Genomic DNA, 20,263 nt, shown 5'->3' with positions numbered 1-20,263 from the left:
CACCCAACGAAACGAGAGAACGGAACGGCATGGGGCTTCGACTCGCGGACCGCTGGATCTGGGACTTCTGGCTCGCCCAGGATGGCGCCGACCACCACCTCTTCTTTCTGCAGGCGCCCCGGTCGCTGGGCGACCCGGAGCTACGGCACTGGCACGTCTCGATCGGACACGCCGTCTCCACCGACCTGCGCGAATGGGAGCTGCTGCCCGATGTCCTCGCGCCCTCGCCCGAGCCGGCCTGGGACGACTACACCACCTGGACCGGCAGCGTGCTGCGGCACGATGGGCGGTGGTGGATGTTCTACACCGGCACCAGCCACCGGGAGGGGGGCAAGGTGCAGCGGGTCGGGCTCGCCACCTCCGATGACCTGGTCACCTGGCACCGGTACGGCCAGTCGCCGTTGATCGAGTCCGACCCCACCTGGTACGAGCAGCTCGACCTCGCGGCCTGGCCGGAGCTGGCCTGGCGGGACCCGTGGGTGCTGCAAGACCCGCAGACCGGCCGGTTCCACGCCTTCGTCACCGCCCGGGCGCGCAGCGGCGACCCGGCGGTCCGCGGCGTGATCGGGCATGCCACCTCCAGCGACCTGCTTGACTGGCAGGTCGGCCCGCCGGTCACCGCCCCCGGCGTCTTCGGCCACCTGGAGATCCCGCAGGTGGTCTGGGCCGGGGGCCGTTGGCAGCTGCTCTTCGCCACCCCACCGGCGCCGGCGGCGGTGGTCGCGCAGCGGCCGGCGGCCGGGATCCCGGGCACTCATCTGCTCTCCGCCGACAAGCTGCTCGGTCCGTACGAGTGGGAGACGCATCAGCTGGTGGACGGGGACCCGGCGGGGACCCGCTACGGGGGGCGGCTGGTGCGGACGGCCGCCGGTTGGCAGCTGCTCACCTGGCTGCACCACACCGAGGATGGTGGCTTCGTGGGTGAGCTCGCCGACCCCGTCCCCTGGCCCCCGACCGGGGCCACTGCGGCCACCGCGCCCCCCGGGGCCCCCGCGAGTTGACCATGGGGTTAGGGAGCGGAAATCGGCCGAATCATGTACCTAGGTCCATGATCGCCAGCTCTGGAGTTCGCGGAGCGCATAAGCTGCCTTAGCGCATCGCGAGGACCTCGAACGCCACGCCGTAGCGGCAACCCAGCTTGCTGCCGACCGGACGGGCGAAGGCCGCCAGCATCTCCTCCGGGTCCATAGTGTCGTCACCTAGCCCGCGAAGGTAGGCGTCGTGCGCCCGGAGCGATTCGACGCCGCGGTCGAACGTGCCGGTGACATCCACCCCGTGCCGGGACTGCGGCGAGTTGGCGGCCCAGACTTCGCGTACCCCGTCCCAAGGGTCGAGCCCTTCGTCCAGCTGCTCGGAGAACACCCACCGGTTGCCGGCGTCCCGGACCGCGTCCAGCACCGCCCGGCCGGTGGCGATGTGATCGGCCTGGTTCAGGAAGCTGCCGTCCCAGGTGTCCCGGAAGTTCGAGGTGATGACGATCTCCGGCTGGTGTCGGCGGACCACTCGCGCCAGTTCCCGGCGGAGCGGCACGCCGTACTCCAGGATGCCGTCGGCAAAGCCGAGGAACTCCACCGAGTCGACTCCGACCACCGCGGCTGAGGCGCGCTGTTCGGCTTCCCGTACCACCCGGGCCTGTTCTGGTGGCATTCCGTCGATACCGGCCTCGCCGCTGGTCAGCAGCGCGTACGCGAGCTGCTTGCCCTGGTCGGTCCAGCGGGCGATCGCGGCGGCGCCGCCGTACTCGATGTCGTCGGGGTGGGCCACGATCACCAGCCCGCGTTGCCAGTCCTCCGGGAGTAATTCCAAAGTGTCCGTCATGACGTCATCATGACAGTTCGCCGTTGCCGCGGGCAGCCGGAGCTTGTTGACCATGGGGTTTGGGACCCGAAACCCCGCCGATCAGGTACCTAGGTCCATGATCGGCCGGGGTTGGGGGTTAGGTGTAGAACCAGAGGACGAGCAGCGGGGCGGCGAGCGCCAGCAGGGTCGAGGCGACCCAACGCAGCCAGCGGAACCGGCCAGCCACCACCGGCACCGCCGGCCAGCGCCGCACCGCCTGCGCCAGCGCCACCACCGAGACCCCGACGCCGAGCGCCCACACCAGGGCCGGCACCGTCGACCAGGCGCCGTACTGGTACGCGATCGCCGGCAGCGCCATCGCCCAGGCACCATTGGAGACCAGCCGCAGCCGGTCGATCTCCGGTCGGGTAGCCAGGAAGAGTAGCGACAGCCCGCCCAAGCAGCTGACCACAAGGGTGACCACGATCGCGTACCAGCCGACACCGGCGCGGTCGACCGGGTCTCCGGCCTGGGTGAGCAGTTGCTGGCCCAGCGGCACGACGTCGCGGTCGGTGTTGCCCAGCACCACCACCCCCTGGCCGGTCGCCGGCTCGAACCCGACGTACGACCGGAAGCCGCCGCTGGCCCCGTTGTGCCAGGTGAGCTCGTCCCCGTTCACCAGGTCGGTGAACCAGCCGTAACCGACGTGCTCGTCCGGGCCGGCTTCGAACCGGGCGGTGGCGGCGTCGGCTCCCGGCGCGGTGCCGTCGGAGACGGCCGCGACCAGGGTGGCCAGGTCGTCGGCTGTGGACCACAGGCCGATGCCGGCGGCGGCGTAGCCGGAGCCCTGCCACGGGGCCATGGTCCGCCCGTCGGCGGTGCCGCCGGCTGCCCGGTGCGCCGGCAGGGGGTCGCCGTCGAGGTGGTAGCTGGTGGCCGACATGCCGAGCGGGTCGAGGATCCGCTGCCGCACCAGCTCCGGGTACGGCACCCCGGTGTGCTCGGCCAGCGCGTACCCGAGGAGCGCCATCCCGTAGTTGCTGTAGTCGACCGCCGGCTCGCCGGCGCTGACAGTGGCGCTGGGCAGCGTGGCGGCGAGCCAGTCGACATCCTGACCGGCGTACGGGTCGCCGCCGCGCAGCTGCCAGGTGAGCCCGTTGAGCACGGTGCGAAGCCCGGCCATCCGCAGCCGCGGTAGGCCGGACCGGTGGCTGGCGAGCTCGGCGAGGGTGATCTCGGCGACGGCCGGGTCGTCGAAGTCGACCGCCGGTAGCAGCTCGCCGAGCGGCTGGTCGGGGTCGACGACGCCGTCGGCCGCCAGGTCGGCCAGGAGCATGCCGGTCAGTACTTTGCCGATCGAGCCGACTTCGAACGCGGTGTCTGGCTCCACCGGCTCGCCGGCGGCGGCCTCGCCGAGTCCAGCGAAGCTGGTCTGGTCGGCGTCGGTCCGGGCGACCGCGAGCCCGTGGTAGCCGGTCGGGTCGGCTATCACCGCGCGGACCGACTCCGCGAGCGCCGGGTCACCCGTGGTGGTATCCGCCAGCCGTTGCGGAGTCGGGCCGAGTAGCCAGGCCACGGCGGTGGTTATGAGCCCCAGGGCCGCCAGGGCGGCCAACCATCGACGCATCTCTCGTCTCCTCGCTCAGCGGCGTGCGGCGGTCAGCACGACCAGCAGCGGCACCACCCGCTCGGGCGGCACGCTGTAGTGCCCCCGCCCGGTGGTGCGTAGCCAGCCGGCGCCCGACAGCGCACGGAGGTGGTGGTAGAGCTGACCAGTCGTGCCGAGCCCTTCTACTTCGGTGAGTTCGGCAGCGGTGCGGCGGCCCTGGAGGATCTCCCGCAACAGCAGTAGGCGGACCGAGTGGCCGAGCGCCGCCAGGGTCGCCGCCGCCGGCGACCAGTCGGTCTCGGTGAGGAGCTCGTCGGTGCTGGCGCCGTACTGCCACTCGAAGCGTTCGCCTGGGGCGGCCTCTACGACGCCGGTGTAGACGACGCCGCCGGTGCCTGCGGGCAGGCGTTGTCTGAGCGCATCGAGCGCCCAGAAGGTCTCCTCGGGCGCTGCTGGCGGTGCCGGTGTCTGGTCGAGGCGGGCGGTCAGCTCGGCGAGCTGTGTCTCCAGGGCCGCCACGCGCTCCTCAAGGGTGCCCATGAGCCGAGTATTACGTAATTACGTATCAACGTCAAATCGTCGAGTCGCCGCTAGGCTGACTTCGTCGCCGAGGGGGCGCCGCCGGAGCACTTGACCTTGACCCTTGGGTAAGCCCCACCGTGGTGGGCGCCGGTCGCCCGACCGGCACGAGGAGGATGGCCAGGTGGAGCTGCTGACGATCGGGGCGTTCGCCCGGGCGGCGGGGCTGACCCCGAAGGCGCTGCGGCTCTACGCCGAGCAGGGGTTGTTGCTCCCGGCCGCGGTCGATCCGGAGTCCGGGTATCGGCTCTACGACCCCGGCCAGCTCGCTCACGCCCGGCTGGTCGCCCAGCTGCGCGCGGTGGGCATGCCGCTGGTCGAGATTCGCACCGTCTGCGCTCTGGAGCCGGCGGCGGCGGCCGAGGCTGTCGCCGCCTACTGGCGCCGGGTCACCGTTGATGTCGCCGACCGCGCGCGGCAGGTGGCCCTCCTCGTCGAGCAGCTTTCCGAGAGGAACCCGAACATGCCCGACACCAACTCGGCCGTGATGATCCGTCATGCCGTCCGCTGCGACACCGGAGCCGTCCGCGAGAGCAACGAGGATGCGGCGTACGCCAGTGACCGGTTGCTGGCGGTCGCCGACGGTATGCGCGGGCCCGGCGGCGCCGCGGCCAGCACCACCGCCATCGACGCCCTGCGGTGGCTGGAGCTCGCCGACCTCTCGGCGGCCGATCTGATCACGTTGCTCGCCGGTGCGGTCGACGAGATCGACCGTACCGTCCGCTCGTCGGCGAGCAGCGAGCACCAGCCGGTCACCACGCTTACCGCGTTGCTGCGCGCCGGTTCCCAGCTGGCGATGGTGCACATCGGAGATACCCGGGCCTATCTGCTGCGCGGCGGCGAGCTGTCGCAGCTCACCCAGGACCACACCTGGGTGCAGAGCCAGGTCGAGCACGGCAAGCTCGACCCTCGGGAAGCCGCCGCCCACCCGCGACGCGCCCTACTGACCCGGGCGCTCGGCGCTGGTGGGTCACCGGTCGAGGTCGACCTGGCGCTGCGTACCGCGGTTGCGGGCGACCGCTACCTGCTCTGTTCGGACGGTCTCGCCGCGGTCGTCGACCGGAGCGCGCTGCACGCGGCGCTGGCGGCGGACGTCGATCCGGAGCCTACCGCGGCCCGGCTGGTGGAGCTGGCGTACGCCGCGGGCGCCCCGGACAACGTCGCCTGTGTCGTGGCCGACGTCGCGGCGGCGGCTTGACTTCGAGAGCGCTCGAAGTGGAAGCCTTGGGGGCGGCTGACTGGAGTCGATGGGAAGGAGTGTGGCGATGGAGCGGCGAACCCTGGGCAGCGTCGGGGAGGTCAGCGTCCTTACCTTGGGCGGTGGCGGGCTGGGGCAGGTCTGGGGCCCCACCACCCGCCAGGAGGCGGTCGCGACCGTCCGGGAGGCGGTCGACGCCGGCATTGATCTCATCGATGTCGCGCCTGGGTACGGTGACGGCGAGGCGGAGCGGGTGGTGGGGGAGGCGTTCGCCGGTAAGCTCCCCGCCGGGGTTCGGGTCTCCACCAAGTGTGGGCTCGGCAACCCCGATCCCTTCGATGTCCCCGCGTTCCTGGAGAAGTCGCTGGATGACAGCCTGACCCGGATGCGGATCTCTTTCGCCGACGTGTTCCTGCTGCACAACCATGTCACGGCGGAGGCGGAGCCGGGGGCGCCGTGGGCTACGCCGGTCAGCTTGTTCGTCGAGGCGGTGCGGCCGGCGCTGGAAGACCTGGTCCGGCGGGGTCGGATCGGGTCTTGGGGGATCACCGCGGTGGCGGATACGGCGGCGGTGACCGAGGTGCTCGGTGCGGCACCGACGCCCGCGGCCGCGCAGTGCGTGGCGAACCTGCTGGACTCCGCGGGTGAGCTGGCGCCGGCGCAGAGCGACACCCGGCCGGCGGAGACCCTGGCCGCCGCCCGCCGGCACGGGGTGGGAGTGATGGGGATCCGGGCGGTGCAGGCGGGTGCGCTCACCTACGGGATCGACCGGGAGCTGCCGCCGGAGCATCCGATCATGGCCGATTTCCATCGGGCGGAGCCGTTTCGGGCGCTGGCGCGCGAGTTCGGCGAGTCCGCGGCGTCGCTGGCGCACCGGTACGCCCTCTCGATGCCGGAGGTGGACACGGTGGTGCTCGGCGTCAAGGACCGGGCGGAGCTGCGCGAGTGTGTGGCGGCGGCGGCTGCCGGTCGGTTGCGCCCGGATGAGATGGCGACTATTCGGGCAGCGGTCGGGTCCGGCGGCTAGTGGGTCGGCGGCGTCGCGGTACGCTGCGGGCGGCACGAACTGATCGCGAGGTGCCCCGCTCGGCCTGAGTGGGGAGAATCGGGAAGCCGGTGTGACTCCGGCACGGGCCCGCCGCGGTGACCAGGGAGCTGCCGCCCATGCGTCGCGTGCGCAGCCACTGACCTTGCGGTTGGGAAGGCGGGCGGTGAGGTGACGATCTGGGAGTCCGAAGACCGGCCTCGCATTCGCCGCCCCGGCTAGCCGGGGCCCGAGCGCAGCGGGAGCCTGCCATGCCCAGTGAGTTCTATGATGTCATCCATCGCCGTCGCGACGTGCGCGGCCAGTTCACCGGTGCGCCGATCGCCGCCGAGGTGCTTGATCGGGTGCTGGCGGCGGCGCACGCGGCGCCCAGCGTGGGCCTTTCCCAGCCGTGGGACTTCATCGTGGTCCGCGACCGCCGGCTGCGTGCCGAGTTCCACGAGCATGTCCGGCACGAGCGGGAGGTGTACGCGGGGAGCCTCACCGGTGACGCGGCGGCCCGGTTCCGCCAGATCAAGATTGACGGGGTGCGGGAGTCCACGCTCTCGGTGGTGGTGACTTACGACCCGGAGCGGGGTGGGCCGGGCGTCCTCGGTCGGCACGCTATCGCCGACGCCGGCCTGTACTCAGTCTGCCTGGCGATCCAGAATCTGTGGCTCGCGGCGGCGGCGGAGCGGCTCGGGGTCGGCTGGGTCTCCTTCTACCGGGAGGAGTTTCTGCAGCGGTTGTTGGGGATCCCGGAGCGGATCCGCCCGGTGGCGTGGCTGTGCCTCGGCCCTGTGTCTTATGTGGAGGATGTGCCGGATCTGGAGCGGCACGGGTGGCGGCGCCGCCGGCCGTTGGTGGCCGCGGTCCACGCGGACCGCTGGCAGGGCAGCCGCGAACTGGCCTGACTCGCGCGGAGCCACGCGAACCGGAGTTACGGGTTGATTGCAGGGCAGGTCCAGACCATTGACCGATCACGGGGTAGACGTGTAGACCATCTTCATGTCGGCGGGCCTGGCGGCGATCGGTGACTACGTTGCCGGGCACGGCGTGGCGGTCGAGTCGCACCGGCAGGCGGACGGTTCCGGGTTGTCCCGCTGGAACCTCGTTCCGGCGGACCAGTTTGTGACGCTGCTCCGCGCGCTGCGTTCGGAGGAGTGGTTCGACGCGTGGCATGAGGCGCTGCCGGTCGCGGGTGATCCGGACCGGATGGTGGGCGGGACCCTCACGAGCCGGATGCGGGACACCGCGGCGGCCGGCAACGCGTACGCAAAGACCGGCACGTTGACGTCGGTCTCGGCCCTCTCCGGTTACGTCACCGACGGCGACGGCCGGCCGCTGGTCTTCGCGATCCTGCTCAACAACCACCTTGATGCAGTCAAGGTGATCGAGGACCGGATCGTGGTGGCGCTCGCCGAATTCAGCGTCGGCGGGGCGGGGACGCTGCCGACCAGTGTGCCGGAGCCGGCGACCCCGCCGCTGCCGGCTGACGTGGAGTGCAGTTGGCTCAAACCCGCCCGGTGCTGAGCCGGCCGCCGGCGCCGAGCCGCGCGGGATCGTCGGTGGCGCGCTGGCATGGTTACAGTGGTGATGTTGTTGGCGTCGATGGATGCCGGGTGGGGGGAACGCATGCGGGCAAGCACTCTGATGGCGCGGGCCGCGGTGGCCGGGCTCGTGATCGCGGCGGGCGCGTGCTCGGCGGCGGACGACCCGGTTGAGGAGCCGGCTCCGACCGGCACCGGCGCCGCCACCGCCCCCGCCGTCGCCGACACCGAGTTGGTGGTGGAGACCGTCGTCGACGGTCTGGACGGGCCGTGGGGGCTGGCCTTCCTGCCCGACGGCGAGCAGCTGCTGGTGACCCAGTCGGCCGGGATTCTGTCGGTGGTCGACTCGAGCACCGGCGAGATCGACGACATCTCCGGCGTTCCTGAGGTCGCCACCGGCGGTCAGGGCGGGCTGCTCGACGTCGCGCTGGACCCGGACTACCCCGAGGCGCCGTGGGTCTACCTCACCTACTCGGCGGCCGACGACAGCGGCGGCACCACCACCACCCACCTCGCCCGCGGCCAGCTCGACCTGGCCGAGCAGCAGCTCGACCAGGTCGAGGTGCTGTATGTGGCCGAGCCGTTCCTGCAGAGCACCGCCCACTACGGCTCGTCGATCGTCTTCGACGACGACGGCTACCTGTTCATGACCGTCGGCGACCGAGGCTACAAAAACTTCGACGACCACCCCGCGCAGGACCCGAGTACGCCGATCGGGACGACCTTGCGGCTGGAACCGGACGGGTCGGTGCCGGCCGACAACCCATTCGTCGACGATCCGGAGGTCGCCGACGAGATCTACTCCTACGGGCACCGCAACATTCAGGGGCTGACGGTGCATCCGGAGACCGGGGAGATCTGGGCCAGTGAGCACGGCGAGCAGGACGGCGACGAGATCAATGTGCTGGAGGCCGGCGGCAACTTCGGCTGGCCGGTGGCGACTACCGCCTGCGAATACGGCACCGACACGCCGCTCGGAGAGTGGCCCGACGAGGTCGAGGGCACCGTCGAGCCGGTCTTCTACTGGGAGTGCGGCAGCGGCGGTTTCCCGCCCGCTGGTCTGACCTTCTATACCGGTGACGAGTTCCCACAGTGGCAGGATGATCTGCTCGTCGGCGGCCTGGCCAGCGAGTATCTTGCCCGGCTGACGGTGGCGGGCGACCAGGTCGAGGAGGCCGAGCCGCTGCTCGCCGATGAGGGGTGGCGGATCCGGGACGTGGCGGTGGGGCCGCACGACGGTGCGATCTACGTCGCGGTCGACGGCTCGGACGCCCCGCTGCTGCGCCTGGTCAACGCCGACTAGCCCCCACAAGGTCCCGAGTTAGCGCCGCCCGTCCCCGCTTGGTGGGGCGGGTGGGGACCATGCGCCCCGTGATATCCCGACATTTCCGGTCACAAGATCCCGACTCGCCCCACCAGGCGGAGAAGGCTTTGCGCTTTGTTCTATGACAGATAGAATAACTACATGAAACCAACTCAGGGTCCGATGGCTGGTGTGCCGATCGAGGTGCAGCGGCTGACGAAGCGGTACCGAGGGGTGACTGCGGTCGAGGAGTTGAGCTTCTCGGTCCCACCCGGCCAGATCACCGGCTTCCTCGGCCCGAACGGAGCCGGCAAGACCACCACGCTGCGGATGATTCTCGGGCTGGTGCAGCCCACCAGCGGGGCCGTGGCGATCGGCGGACACCGCTACCGGGAGCTCGCCGCGCCGAACGCGGTGGTCGGGGCGGCGCTCGACGGCGCCTACGCCCACCCGGGGCACAGCGCCCGCAGCCACCTGCGGGTCCACTGCGCGCTAGCCGGCTATCCCGCCTGCCGCGTCGACGAGGTGCTCGCACAGCTGGAGATGACCGAGTACGCCGACCGGAGGTACCGGACCTACTCCACGGGCATGCGGCAACGACTCAACCTCGCCACCGCCCTGCTCGGCGACCCGCAAGTGCTGTTGCTCGACGAGCCGGTCAACGGTCTGGACCCGCAGGGCATCGCGTGGCTACGCCGGTTCCTGCGGGACTTCGCCGACCAGGGGCGCACCGTGCTGATCTCCAGTCATCTGCTCGCCGAGGTGCAGCAGAGCGTCGACCGGGCGGTCGTCATCCACCGGGGCCGGCTGCTCGCCAGCGGCACGCTCGCCGAACTCGACCCGACCCGTACCGGCCTGGAGTCGGTCTTCCTCAACCTCACCACGGAGGTCCTCACCACGGAGGCTGCTCGATGATCCGGATGCTCCACGCCGAGCTACGTAAACTACTCGGCACCCAACTGTGGCTGTGGCTGCTGCTGGCGACCGTCGGCGTCACCGCCGGCTCGGTGGCGGTGATCGCCGCCTTCGGGCCGGTCTCCGACCCGCCGCTGCCGCCGGTCGACACCGAGGCCGGAGTCCGGGCGGCGCTCTCGGTCGGTGGCCTAGTGGTGATCATCCCGGCGTTGCTGGGCGCGGCGGCCATGACCCAGGAGTACCGGCACCGGACGATCACCCAGTCGTTCCTGTTCGTACCCCGCCGTTACCCGGTGGTGCTGGCGAAGGTGGCGACCTATGCGGCGGTGGGGGTGGTCTTCGGCGTGGCCGCGGCGGTGGCCGCCGTGGCCGGGCTGGTGGCGGTGGCGGTCCCCGCCGGGCTGACGGTGGGGGCGGACCCGGGCACCATCGCCGGGTTGCAGCTCCGGCTGGTCGCCGCCACCGCGGTCTACACGATCCTGGGGGTGGGGGTCGGGGCCCTGATCCGCAACCAGCTCGCCACGTTGCTGGTGGTCGGTGGCTATCTGTACACGCTGGAGCCGATGCTGATCCTGATCCCGGGGGTGAACCACCTCTACCCGTACCTGCCGGGTGGGGCCACCGCGTCCCTCACCGAGTTCAGCATCCTCAACGAGGCGATGGCCGAGGAGTTCGGCAACCTGCCGACGCTGCTGCCGCCGGCCGCCGGCTGGCTGACGCTGCTCGGGTACGGCCTGGCCGCGGCGGCGGTCGCGATCGCGCTGCCGGTCCGGCGGGACGTGACCTGACCGGGACGAAGCCGCCGGCACCGGCCGTGCCGGCGGCGCTGGCCAGGATGGTGGGATGAGAGGTCCGGCCAGCGTTACCACGAGGAGCAGTCGTGATCCTGACGATCGATCTGAACACCGAGGTGCCGATCTATCAGCAGCTGCGGGATCAGATCGTGCGCGCGATCGCCGCCGGCGAGCTGCGGCAAGGGGATTCGCTGCCCGCCACTAGGCAACTCGGTGCCGATCTCGGGGTCAATTTCCACACCGTCAACAAGGCGTACGACCTGCTCCGCCGGGAAGGACTGCTGCGCCTGCACCGCAAGACCGGGGCGGTGGTCGCCCGCGGCCCCGGTTCCGGTCCGCCGCCGCCCGATTTCTACCCGGAGTGGGAGGGCCGACTGCGCGTCCTGCTCGCCGAGGCGGTCGCCCGTGGGGTGCCGGCGGCGGAGGTGCTCAGCCGGTGCGAGGCGCAGCTGCGCTCACTGACCGATATCGAGGAGAGGGAACACACATGACCGGGCCCATCCTGGGCGGGACGCTGGCGGCGATCGCACTGGTGACCGCGATCATGTGGATGGTGCCGGTGATCGACCGGGACACCATCTGGTTCGGGGTACGGGTGCCGGGTGACCGCGCCGATGATCCCGCGATCGTCGCCGCGCTGCGGCGGTACCGGCGTCACGTCGCCGGGTCCGGGGCGCTCGCCGCGGTGACCGCGGTAGCGCTGGGGCCGTGGATGCCGTTCGGGTTCTGGCTGGCCCTGACCGGCGGGGTGCTGGCGGCGGCGCTCATCGTGGCCTACGGGTACGCACATCGGACAGTCCGGTTCGCCAAGGTACGCGGTGACTGGTACGCCGGGAAGCGGGCGGGCGTTGCGGTCGACACCACCCTGCGTACCGAACCGGAGCCGGTGCCCTGGTGGGCGGCGCTGCCGTCATTGGCGATCATCGGCGCCGTCGCCGTGATCGGGGTAGTGAGCTATCCGAGCCTGCCCGACGAACTGGTTGTGGCGGTCAACTACCGGCCGGACGGCCTCGAGTATGTCACCGTCGAGACCACTGTGCTCAGCGCGTTCGGGCCGGTGATGATCCAGGCGGCGGTGACGGCGTTGCTGCTGCTGGTGCTCTGGGTGACGATGCGGGCTAGGGCCGAACTCGACCCGGCCCGGCCGCGCCGGAGCGGGCTGCGGCACCGCCGGTTCCTCCGTATCTGGTCGTACAGTCTGTTCGCGGTCATGCTGGCCCAGAATCTGGTGCTGGCGACGGTAGCGATGCTGATCTGGACCGGCTCGCTGCGGGACGCCGGACCGGTGATGATAGCGCTGGTCGTGTTGCCGGTAGTGGCGGTCAGCGGGCTGGTGTGGGCGGCGGCGCTGCGCTCCGGGCAGGGCGGTTGGCGGCTGCGTTCGGGCGGCGGCGAGCGCGACGAGCCGACCGACGTGGTGCCGCCCGATGATGACCGGCATTGGCGGGTCGGCGGTCTCGTCTACGTCAACCGGGAGGACCCGAGCGTGCTGGTGCAGAAGCGCGGCGGTTTCGGTTGGACCGTCAACTTCGGTCACCGGAGCGTGTTGCTGGGGGTCGCCGCCGTCGGCGTCATCGCTGTGGCGACTGTGGTGACGGCGCTGTCGGTCGGCTGACCGGTGCGCCGGACTCAATCGAGCGTGGCGGGCAACAGCATGCCGCGCTCGACCAGGTGGGCGAGGACGGCCGCGGTAACCTCGGCCAGCTCCGCCTCGGGGGTGTCGTAGGCGGCGGCGAGCAGCGCCAGCTGGTCGCGCATCGGCAGCTGGCCGTCGGCCCCGGCGACCAACGCGACTGCGAATGGATCGGTCTCCTCCGCCCAGCGCAGACCGGCCGGCAAAGTCAGCAGCTGCCGGTCGACCTCCCACCCCTGCTCGCCGATGCTCGCCTCCTGGCGCAGCCGCAGCCCGGGCGCAGCAACATAACGCTCCGCCAGCAGTTGCCGGAGGGTGCGCGCGCGGAGCCAGTCCTGCCGGTCGAACCAGGCCCCGATCTGAGGCCCCAATTGGTCGGCCAGCTGCTGGCGGAGCTCCTCCACCCGGATCGCCGGGTCGGCGCGGCCACTGTGCCGCACCGTGATCACCCCGAATCCGACCGCCTCGATGGCCTGCGCGTCGAACCAGTCCAGCCAGTCGCTCATGCGCTGCGGGTCGGCCCGCTCCCCGCTGTCGGCCAACCACATCCGCGCGTACCCGAGCGGGTCGCTGACCTCCCGCTGGATCGCCCACACATCGCAACCGGTGCCGGTGAACCAGCCGGCCACCCGCTCCCGCCAGTCCTCACCGGAGACGTGCGCCCAGTTGGCCAGGAACTGCATCACGCCGCCCTCGGTGAGCAGCGTGGGCGCCGAGCGGGCCAGGTCGGCGCTGACCGCGTCGCCCGGCCGGCCCGAGTCCCGGTAGGTGTGGCTGATCGACCCGGGGCCAACCACGAACGGCGGGTTGCTGACGACCAGATCGAAGCGTTCGCCGGCCACCGGCTCGGTGAGGTCACCGGCGCGCAGGTCCCAGCGCTGGCCGCTCAGCGCCGCGGTGGTGGCGGCGAACCGCAGCGCCCGCGGGCTGAGATCGGTGGCGGTCACCGAGTCGGCGTGGGTGGCAAGCTGCAGCGCCTGCACGCCACAGCCGGTGCCGAGGTCGAGCGCCCGCCCGACCGGCCGGCGGATCGTGGCGCCCGCCAGCGTGGTGGAGGCGCCGCCGATCCCGAGCACATGGTCGGCGGCGAGCGGCTGTCCGGTATGTGCCGCCGGGAGGTCGGCCACCACCCACCACCGGTCGCCGTACGGCTCCAGGTCCACTCCCCGGCGTACGCCGTCAATGTGCGGTACCACCAGGCCGGCGGCCTGGGCGGCGGCGAGTGGTAGCGGGGCCAACGCCGCGGCGACCACGTCGGCCGGTTCGCTCTGTCCACAGACGAAGAGTCGGATCAGGGTGGCGAGTGGATCCCGGTCGGCGGTGGCGCGCAGGGCCGCCCGATGATCCCCACGGCTCACGGCGGCGGTGGCGGCCGGGCCGAGCCGGTCGGAGATCCCGGCGCTGGTGTAGCCGGCGCTGGTCAGCGCCTCCCGAAGCTGGTCGATGCCGGCCGGGTCGAGCAGTGGCTGCGCTCGGTTCTCACTCACCGCCCCATCCTGCCAACCCGGCGGGAGCACCTGGCGGCGGGCACCGCCGCGCTGCCTCACCGCAGCGGCGGCAGCTGCTGCGTTTCATCACCGCAGCGGCGGCAGCTGCTGCGAGTGGTGGAGCACGTCACGGAACAGGTCTCCCCGGGCCGCGAGGCGGGGCAGGATGGTACGGATGGTGAAGGCGTCCGGGGTCAGCCCCGGTTCGTCGAGTTCGTCCCAGTCGATCGGGGCCGAAACCGGGGCGCCCGGGGCCGGTCGTGGGCTGTACGGGGCGACGAGCGTCTTGTTGACGGCGTTCTGGGTGTAGTCGAGCCGGGCCAGGCCACCGCGCTCGGAGACGCCCCACTCCCAGCTGACCAGCTCGGGCACGACCGCACCGATGGCGCGCGACAGCTGCTCGGCCCAGGCCCGGGTGGTGGCGAAGTCGGGGCCGCCGGTGACCGGTACCCAGATCTGGATACCGCGGCGCCCGGTGACCTTGGCGCGGGCCGCGACTCCCAGGTGAGCCAGGGCGGTGCGGTGCAACCGCGCCAGCACCAGCAGCTCCTGCCAGCTGGTGGTCTTACCCGGGTCCAGGTCGATCAGGGCGTACGTCGGCTGGTGCGGAGTCTCGACCGGTGAGGTCCAGGGGTGCCACTCCAGGGCGCCGAAGTTGGCGGCCCAGACCAGGGCGGCCGGCTCGTCCACCACGAGGTAGGTGCGGGTCTCGCCCGGGCCGGCTTCGGGGTTGGTCCACCGGGGCAGCCACCGCGGTGCGTGGTTGGGCAGCGCCTTGTGCCAGAACCCCTTCTCCTGCGCCCCGTCGGGGAACCGGTGCATGTTCAGCGCCCGCCCGGTCAGGTACGGCAGCACCACCGGGGCGATCTGCGCCGCGTACCGCAGCAGGTCTCGTTTGGTGACCGGCGGCTCGCCGGGCCGGGGCGGGAAGAGTACTTTGTCGAGGTTGGTGACCCGCAGCCGGCGGCCGAACACCTCCCAGGTCCCGGCGGAGCCCAAGTCGTCCAGGCGCCGCAGCTCATCGGCACCGGCACCGGCACCGGCGCCGGTGTCGGTGTCGGTGCCGTCGGCGGCGGCCGGTACCGCGACGGCGGCGCGGTCGGCAGGCAGATCGGACCGCCACAACCGTTCCGGGGCGGCCTTGACCTGTTCGTTCGTGCGGCCACTATGTACCGAGTAGGGGTGCGCCTCAGGCTCCCAACCCGGCACCGCGAACTCGTCCCGTTTGTGTAGCAGCAGCCACTGCTCGCGATCCGGGTCGCCGCGCCCGGTATTGACCAGCACGAACCGGCCGCGGAGCTTGCGGCCGTACAGGTCGAAGTGGAGTTCCCCGTGGGCGAGCGCAGCGGCCGGGTCGGGCTCAAGTGCTCGCCAGTCACCGGCGTCCCACACGATGACATCGCCGCCACCGTACTGGTCGGCGGGGATGACACCCTCGAAGTCGAGGTACTCGATCGGGTGGTCCTCGACCCGGAACGCCGCCCGTCGTACCGCCGGATCCAGGGTCGGGCCCTTGGGCACCGCCCAGCTGGCCAGCGCCCCACCGATCTCCAACCGGAGGTCGTAGTGCAACCGCCGCGCCCGGTGCCGCTGCACCACAAACCGCGGCTGCGATGCGGTGCCGGGGGAGGCGCCGGTCGGCTCCGGGGTCTGCGCGAAGTCCCGCTTCCGCCGGTAGCCGGCGAGCTGGTCGGCGGCGGAGCTAGCCGGGTCTGCCGTCATCCTCCTCCCGTACCCGCACCGGGTCGGCCCGTACCGTGCTGGCCTAGGGCGGTACCCCCGCTCGCCGGTACCGTCGAGGTATGCGGCAGCACTGGCGGTGGCTGACCTTCCTGCACTGGCGCTACCCGGCCGAGACGGTGCAGGCGCTGTTGCCGCCGGGCCTGCGGGTGCAGACCTACGACGGCTCGGCCTGGGTGGGCCTGATTCCATTCCTGATGGACCGGGTACGGCTGCTCGGCGGTCCGCCGTTGCCGGGGCTGTCCCGGTTTCCGGAGACCAACGTGCGCACGTACGTACACGGGCCGGATGGGCGCACCGGGATCTGGTTCTGCTCGCTCGACGCTGCCCGGCTGCCTGCGGTGGTCGCGGCGCGGGCCGCGTTCGGCCTGCCGTACTACTGGGCCGGCATGTCGGTGCGTCGAGCCGGCGCGGTGCTCAGCTACCGGTCCCGGCGCCGGTGGCCCGGCCGGGCGGGCGCCGGTTGCGAGCTGGTGGCAGAACTGGGGGAGGAGGTGCCACCCACCGAGGTGACTGAGCTGGATCACTTCCTGACCGCCCGGTTCAGGCTGTATTCGCTGTTCGCCGGAGGGTTGGCGACCGCCGATGCCGACCATCCCCCGTGGACGCTGCGCCGGGCGCGGGTGCGGCGGCTGCGGGAGAATCTGCTGGCCTCGGCCGGGCTGCCAGAGCCGGGGTCGGACCCGTTGTGCCACGCCTCGGCCGGGGTGCCGGTCGAGATCGGCGGGTGGCAGCGACCGCGGTCGTCACGGTGATGGGTTCTCGCCGAGCAGCGTGGTGACGATCCCGGTCGCGAATTCCCGCCGCTGTGCATCGGTCTCGGTGCCGCCGGCGTAGCTGAGTAGGAACCCGTGCTGGAAGCAGGCGCCGATCAGCAGATCGGCCGCGGCCTGCGGGTCGAGGTGCGCGGGTAGCCGGCCGCGGTCCCGCTCCACGCGCAGGTAGCCGGCGAGCCCGGCATTGACGTGTTGGGGCCCGGCTCCGAGCGCCGCGAGCCGTTCCCGGTGCTGGGCGAGCAGGGAAGGCTCGGCGAAGATCGACGCGGCCACCGGCACACCCTCGGTGTAGAAGGCCACCGCCTGGGCCGCGACCTCGATCAGGTTCTCGGCAACGCTGCGATCCTGGTCGGGGTCGCGCAGCGCGGCGAGCAACCCACCGAGATCGGGTAGCCGCTCCTGGAGCACCGCCAGGAAGAGCTCTTCCTTGCTCGGGAAGTGTTTGTAGAGGGTGGCCTCCGAGTAGCCCGCTGCGGCGGCGATCGCTTTGGTGGTGGCCCGGGCAAGGCCGAGGTCGCGCATCACCGCGGCGGCGGCGTCGACGATCCGGGTCCGGGTCTGGGTGGATGTGGTGCTGGCGGCGGCCATGTGTGCTCCTTCCGGTGCCGACCTTGCAGGTTAGTGGGTACTCGCCCACCATGGTAAGTTGGTGAGCACTTACTCACCTCTCGGAGGCGTCACGTGGAGACCTTGCGGTACATCCTGCTCATCACGCACTTCCTCGGCTTGGCTGCGCTGATCGGCGGGTGCCTGGTGCAACTCGGCGCGCCCGCGCTGCGGCGCGCCGCGACCACGATGCTGGCCGGTGCCCTGGTGCAGCTGGCAACCGGCTTCGGCCTCACCGCCAGCCGCGAGATCCAACACCTGCCGGTCGACTCAGCCAAGATCGCGGTCAAGCTCGGTCTCGCGGTGCTGGTTCTGGTGGCGGTCATACTGCACCGGCGTCGCCCCGATCACCGGTCCTGGCCGGTCGCGGTCGGGCTGTTGACCACGGCGAACGTGGCGGTCGCGGTGGCATGGTGAGCTGCGGCCCTGTGGGCCGGCCAGCTCACCCCTGCCCGAGGACCTGTTCGGCGACGTTCCGGGTCGCTTCGTCGAAGAGCACCAGCCGGACCAGGGTGACCGGATGCGCCGCCTCGGCGCGGATCGTGGTTACCGCGTGGGACACCGCGTCCGCGCGTGGCCAGCGGTAGACCCCCGCCGAGATCAGCGGAAACGCCACCGATGCCGCCCCCAGTTCCGCCGCGACCCGCAGCGAGTTCCGGTAGCAGTCCTGGAGCACGCTGGACCGGTCCTCGGACTCGTGCCAGACCGGGCCCACCGTATGCACCACCCACCGGGCGGGCAGGTTGCCCGCGGTGGTGGCGACCGCCTGCCCGGTCGGTAGGCCACCACCGTAGGCGCCGGCCCGCAGGTCCCGGCACGCCGCGAGGATCGCGGGGCCGCCCTTGCGGTGGATCGCCCCGTCCACCCCGCCGCCGCCGAGCAGGCTCGAATTGGCCGCGTTCACGATCGCATCCACGCGCTCGGTAGTGATGTCGCCGGTGACGAGCTCAAGCCTCATCTGCCCGACTCTACGACGAGGTCCGCCCGACTCTACGACGCCGTACGCCCGACGACCGAATAGCGGGCGCAGGTGAAAGCCTGGTTCCGGGCCACCTCCTCAAGCCGGAGGTCGAGTTTGCGTGGCAGCAGCGGCGCCCCCGCGCCCAGGGTCACCGGTGCGATGTAGACGATGATCTCATCGAGCAGGCCGGCGTCCGCGAACTGGCCGGCCAGCTCACCACCGCCGACCACCCACAGATCCTTCCCCGCTGCCGCGGCGGTCATCTCGGCGTGGACGGCTCGGACGTCGCCGCGGGCGAACCCGATATCTCCGTCGACCCTCGGCAGGTCCCGTGTGGTCATCACCCACACCGGCAGCTGGTACGGCCACTTGCCGCGCTCGTGCTTGAGAATCCACTCGTAGGTCGTGGAGCCCATCACCACGGCGCCGATGCGGGCGAAGAACTCGTCGTAGTTGAGCGGACCGGACTCGTCCAGGTCCTGGCGGAGCAACCACTCGAGCGATTGCTGTTCGTCCGCGATGAAGCCATCGAGGCTGGTGGCGGTGTAGTACGTGGTGACGCTCATCCGGTCTCTCCCCGTTGTGCTCGTAGCCATATGATCGGGTCGCCGTGGTCGGTCTCGCGGCCAGCGGCGGCCAACATCCGCCGTACCAGCTGGCGCCGGTGGGCGGAGTAGGTCAGTACGTGGGCGATGACGCTGCTGATCACGAAGCTCTCCGGCGGATCGCAGAGCGCGTCGATGAGCCGGTCGTTCCATGCCCCGCGGCGGTCGATGTCCCGTACCGTGGCCAGCCAGCGTGGTGCGACCGCGTCGTGCCGGTCGAGCAGACCGGCGGCGTCCGGCGGCCCCGCACGGTACGGCAGGTCGAGTCCTTCGATCGAGGCCAGCCAGACCTCCTTGGCTAAGACCTGGTGATCGAGCACGGCGGCGATCGACTCTTCCGGCCCGTCCCACGGCAACACGATCGTCCCGGGCTGGCAGATGGCGCGGAACTCAGCCACCGCCAGCCCCTTGGCCAACTCCAGCAGCGTCCGGGTGTCATCGAGGTCGTGGGCCACCAGTTGCTCAGTAAGCGGGTTCATCGGCCGTTCCTGCGCTTGCGCCCACAGCGACATGGGCGGGTGGAAGTGGATGCCGTTCGGGGCCGGCAGCCAGTGGCTCCCGCCGGCGGGGCTGGACGGCGAACGGCCGAACGCCCGCAGGAACGCGCGGCTGAATCCCTCGACCGACTCGTAGCCGGCCGCCCAGGCGGCCTGGGTGACCGACGTGCCGCGGGCGAGCTGCCAGGCGGAGCGCTCGAGCATCACCCGCCGGCGCATGGCGACCGGCGGCTCACCGGTGGCCCGGGAGAGCAGCCGGCTGAAGTGAAACGGCGAGCTGAAGGCGTCGTCGGCCATGTCCTCGAGCCGGCGGTGGACCCCATCCGCGGCGCCGTCGGTATCGAGCAGGACCGCGTCGAGCAGCTCCCGCAGGCGATCGCGTCCGTTCTCGGCCATGCCACCAGTGTTACCGGGACAGGGCCGGCGCGCCTGACCGTTCTTGCTGCCTACGCGTCGGTCGCCTGCCACGGGTCGACTAACTCGGCGCCCATCGGCCGAAAGTCGCCCACGTTGCGGGTGACGACCGCCAAGCCGTGGACCATGGCGGTGGCGGCTATAAGCGAGTCCCGGACCGGCCGCGGGTCAGGGACGTGGAGCATGGCGCTGCGTCTGGCAACGGCGGTATCGACCGGGATGATGCGCTCGGCGAATGCGGGCAGCACCTGCTTCGCCAGCCACTGGCGCAGGATGGCGCCTTGGGTCGGGTCACGCCGTTCGGCGAGAAGAACCCCGATCTCCAGCTCCTGGATGGTGATTACTGACACGAACATGCTTGCCGCGGATGCGCCGGCCGCCCATGCGGCGACGTGCTTGTCGGCGCGGCCGGCTCTGGCTTTTCGTAGCTCCGACACGACGTTCGTGTCGAGCAGGAACATCAGCTCAGGTCCGCTGGCTGGGCGAGGTCTCGCGGGCGAGGCGCCTCCAGCTCAGCGTCTTCCACACCCGCCGGCAAGCCCAGCAGGTCGACGATGTTGTCCTGACCGGTCAGTCGTTGGTAGTCCTCGAAGGTCAACAGCACATGCCCGGGACGACCGCGGTCGGTGATGAAGACCGGCCCGCTTCGTGCCGCGACCTTGGCGCGACCCGTATCTTGGTTGAACTCCCGGCTCGACAGCGTGGTGATAGCCACATGCATCACCTCCTTCTCGGTAGCAATGTTACTACGTTGCTGTTTATCCCGCTACCGCTTGTTCACGCCTTGCGGGTT

General features: G+C 71.3%; 23 protein-coding genes and 1 riboswitch. Of the genes, 12 read left to right on the top strand and 11 right to left on the bottom strand.

Annotated features, from left to right (window positions below; translation table 11 throughout):
- Positions 1-29: 29 nt before the first annotated feature.
- Positions 30-1,001 carry a family 43 glycosylhydrolase gene (locus tag JQS43_RS16075; RefSeq protein WP_239675209.1) on the top strand — a complete coding sequence of 324 codons (972 nt, stop codon included), beginning with the start codon at positions 30-32 and terminating at the stop codon, positions 999-1,001.
- Between the two features lie 88 nt (positions 1,002-1,089).
- Here the strand turns inward: JQS43_RS16075 and JQS43_RS16070 are convergent, their stop codons facing one another.
- From JQS43_RS16070 to JQS43_RS16060, 3 genes are all read right to left on the bottom strand, one after another.
- Entirely contained in the window at positions 1,090-1,818 is a 729-nt protein-coding gene (locus JQS43_RS16070) for a PIG-L deacetylase family protein (RefSeq protein WP_239675208.1), read from the bottom strand.
- Between the two features lie 118 nt (positions 1,819-1,936).
- Positions 1,937-3,406 carry a serine hydrolase domain-containing protein gene (locus tag JQS43_RS16065; protein WP_239675207.1) on the bottom strand — a complete coding sequence of 490 codons (1,470 nt, stop codon included), beginning with the start codon at positions 3,404-3,406 and terminating at the stop codon, positions 1,937-1,939.
- A 15-nt stretch (positions 3,407-3,421) separates the two neighbouring features.
- The gene (locus tag JQS43_RS16060; RefSeq protein WP_239675206.1) at positions 3,422-3,928 is read right to left on the bottom strand and encodes an ArsR/SmtB family transcription factor; all 507 of its coding nucleotides are present in this window, start codon (positions 3,926-3,928) and stop codon (positions 3,422-3,424) included.
- A 163-nt stretch (positions 3,929-4,091) separates the two neighbouring features.
- Here JQS43_RS16060 and JQS43_RS16055 point away from each other — a divergent pair, with 163 nt between their 5' ends.
- From JQS43_RS16055 to JQS43_RS16015, 9 genes are all read left to right on the top strand, one after another.
- Positions 4,092-5,165, top strand: coding sequence for a MerR family transcriptional regulator (locus JQS43_RS16055; protein WP_239675205.1), 1,074 nt, complete (start codon positions 4,092-4,094; stop codon positions 5,163-5,165).
- Positions 5,166-5,232: 67 nt separating this feature from the next.
- A complete protein-coding gene (locus JQS43_RS16050) occupies positions 5,233-6,192 on the top strand; it encodes an aldo/keto reductase (RefSeq protein WP_239675204.1) in 960 nt (319 codons plus the stop codon).
- Between the two features lie 31 nt (positions 6,193-6,223).
- Positions 6,224-6,427: riboswitch (cobalamin riboswitch) on the top strand.
- Between the two features lie 34 nt (positions 6,428-6,461).
- Positions 6,462-7,103: a 5,6-dimethylbenzimidazole synthase gene (bluB, locus tag JQS43_RS16045; protein WP_239675203.1), complete on the top strand. Its 642-nt coding sequence runs from the start codon at positions 6,462-6,464 to the stop codon at positions 7,101-7,103.
- 94 nt (positions 7,104-7,197) lie between these two features.
- Positions 7,198-7,722, top strand: a complete 525-nt coding sequence (locus JQS43_RS16040) for a D-alanyl-D-alanine carboxypeptidase (RefSeq protein ID WP_239675202.1) — start codon at positions 7,198-7,200, stop codon at positions 7,720-7,722.
- 48 nt (positions 7,723-7,770) lie between these two features.
- On the top strand, positions 7,771-9,042 hold the full coding sequence (locus JQS43_RS16035) for a PQQ-dependent sugar dehydrogenase (RefSeq protein ID WP_239675201.1): 1,272 nt from the start codon (positions 7,771-7,773) through the stop codon (positions 9,040-9,042).
- Positions 9,043-9,204: 162 nt separating this feature from the next.
- Positions 9,205-9,957 carry an ABC transporter ATP-binding protein gene (locus JQS43_RS16030; RefSeq protein WP_239675200.1) on the top strand — a complete coding sequence of 251 codons (753 nt, stop codon included), beginning with the start codon at positions 9,205-9,207 and terminating at the stop codon, positions 9,955-9,957.
- Positions 9,954-10,745: an ABC transporter permease gene (locus JQS43_RS16025; RefSeq protein ID WP_239675199.1), complete on the top strand. Its 792-nt coding sequence runs from the start codon at positions 9,954-9,956 to the stop codon at positions 10,743-10,745. The genes JQS43_RS16030 and JQS43_RS16025 overlap by 4 nt, the downstream gene beginning before the upstream one ends.
- A 92-nt stretch (positions 10,746-10,837) precedes the next feature.
- Complete coding sequence (locus JQS43_RS16020) at positions 10,838-11,242, top strand: GntR family transcriptional regulator (protein ID WP_239675198.1); 405 nt, start codon at positions 10,838-10,840, stop codon at positions 11,240-11,242.
- Positions 11,239-12,366, top strand: a complete 1,128-nt coding sequence (locus tag JQS43_RS16015) for a DUF1648 domain-containing protein (RefSeq protein ID WP_239675197.1) — start codon at positions 11,239-11,241, stop codon at positions 12,364-12,366. The genes JQS43_RS16020 and JQS43_RS16015 overlap by 4 nt, the downstream gene beginning before the upstream one ends.
- A gap of 14 nt (positions 12,367-12,380) precedes the next feature.
- Here JQS43_RS16015 and JQS43_RS16010 read toward each other — a convergent pair whose 3' ends face one another.
- Together JQS43_RS16010 and JQS43_RS16005 are read right to left on the bottom strand one after the other, a co-directional pair.
- Positions 12,381-13,871: a DUF7782 domain-containing protein gene (locus JQS43_RS16010; protein WP_239675196.1), complete on the bottom strand. Its 1,491-nt coding sequence runs from the start codon at positions 13,869-13,871 to the stop codon at positions 12,381-12,383.
- 87 nt (positions 13,872-13,958) lie between these two features.
- Positions 13,959-15,593, bottom strand: coding sequence for a non-homologous end-joining DNA ligase LigD (locus tag JQS43_RS16005; RefSeq protein WP_239675195.1), 1,635 nt, complete (start codon positions 15,591-15,593; stop codon positions 13,959-13,961).
- Between the two features lie 80 nt (positions 15,594-15,673).
- Between JQS43_RS16005 and JQS43_RS16000 the strand changes: the two genes are divergently transcribed.
- Positions 15,674-16,366 (top strand): YqjF family protein, encoded by a 693-nt coding sequence (locus tag JQS43_RS16000; protein WP_239675194.1) that lies wholly within the window; start codon positions 15,674-15,676, stop codon positions 16,364-16,366.
- Here JQS43_RS16000 and JQS43_RS15995 read toward each other — a convergent pair.
- Complete coding sequence (locus JQS43_RS15995; protein WP_239675193.1) at positions 16,358-16,975, bottom strand: TetR/AcrR family transcriptional regulator; 618 nt, start codon at positions 16,973-16,975, stop codon at positions 16,358-16,360. The genes JQS43_RS16000 and JQS43_RS15995 overlap by 9 nt on opposite strands.
- A 93-nt stretch (positions 16,976-17,068) precedes the next feature.
- On the opposite strand from JQS43_RS15995, the gene JQS43_RS15990 reads away from it, so the two are divergent.
- Positions 17,069-17,410: a hypothetical protein gene (locus JQS43_RS15990; protein ID WP_239675192.1), complete on the top strand. Its 342-nt coding sequence runs from the start codon at positions 17,069-17,071 to the stop codon at positions 17,408-17,410.
- Between the two features lie 25 nt (positions 17,411-17,435).
- Here the strand turns inward: JQS43_RS15990 and JQS43_RS15985 are convergent, their stop codons facing one another.
- The 5 genes from JQS43_RS15985 to JQS43_RS15965 are packed head-to-tail and all read right to left on the bottom strand — an operon-like array spanning position 17,436 to position 20,185.
- The gene (locus JQS43_RS15985; protein WP_239675191.1) at positions 17,436-17,951 is read right to left on the bottom strand and encodes an O-acetyl-ADP-ribose deacetylase; all 516 of its coding nucleotides are present in this window, start codon (positions 17,949-17,951) and stop codon (positions 17,436-17,438) included.
- 32 nt (positions 17,952-17,983) lie between these two features.
- On the bottom strand, positions 17,984-18,520 hold the full coding sequence (locus tag JQS43_RS15980; protein WP_239675190.1) for a dihydrofolate reductase family protein: 537 nt from the start codon (positions 18,518-18,520) through the stop codon (positions 17,984-17,986).
- A complete protein-coding gene (locus JQS43_RS15975) occupies positions 18,517-19,452 on the bottom strand; it encodes a helix-turn-helix domain-containing protein (RefSeq protein WP_239675189.1) in 936 nt (311 codons plus the stop codon). The genes JQS43_RS15980 and JQS43_RS15975 overlap by 4 nt, the downstream gene beginning before the upstream one ends.
- 50 nt (positions 19,453-19,502) lie before the next feature.
- A complete protein-coding gene (locus JQS43_RS15970; RefSeq protein ID WP_239675188.1) occupies positions 19,503-19,931 on the bottom strand; it encodes a type II toxin-antitoxin system VapC family toxin in 429 nt (142 codons plus the stop codon).
- Positions 19,931-20,185: a type II toxin-antitoxin system Phd/YefM family antitoxin gene (locus tag JQS43_RS15965; protein WP_239675187.1), complete on the bottom strand. Its 255-nt coding sequence runs from the start codon at positions 20,183-20,185 to the stop codon at positions 19,931-19,933. Before JQS43_RS15965 ends, JQS43_RS15970 begins: the two co-directional genes overlap by 1 nt.
- Between the last annotated feature and the right edge of the window lie 78 nt (positions 20,186-20,263).

It is taken from the genome of Natronosporangium hydrolyticum (assembly GCF_016925615.1).
Classification (GTDB): Bacteria; Actinomycetota; Actinomycetes; order Mycobacteriales; family Micromonosporaceae; genus Natronosporangium; species Natronosporangium hydrolyticum.
The sequence above is the reverse complement of the archived record's forward strand: the minus strand, read 5'-3'. Positions and strand labels throughout refer to the sequence as shown.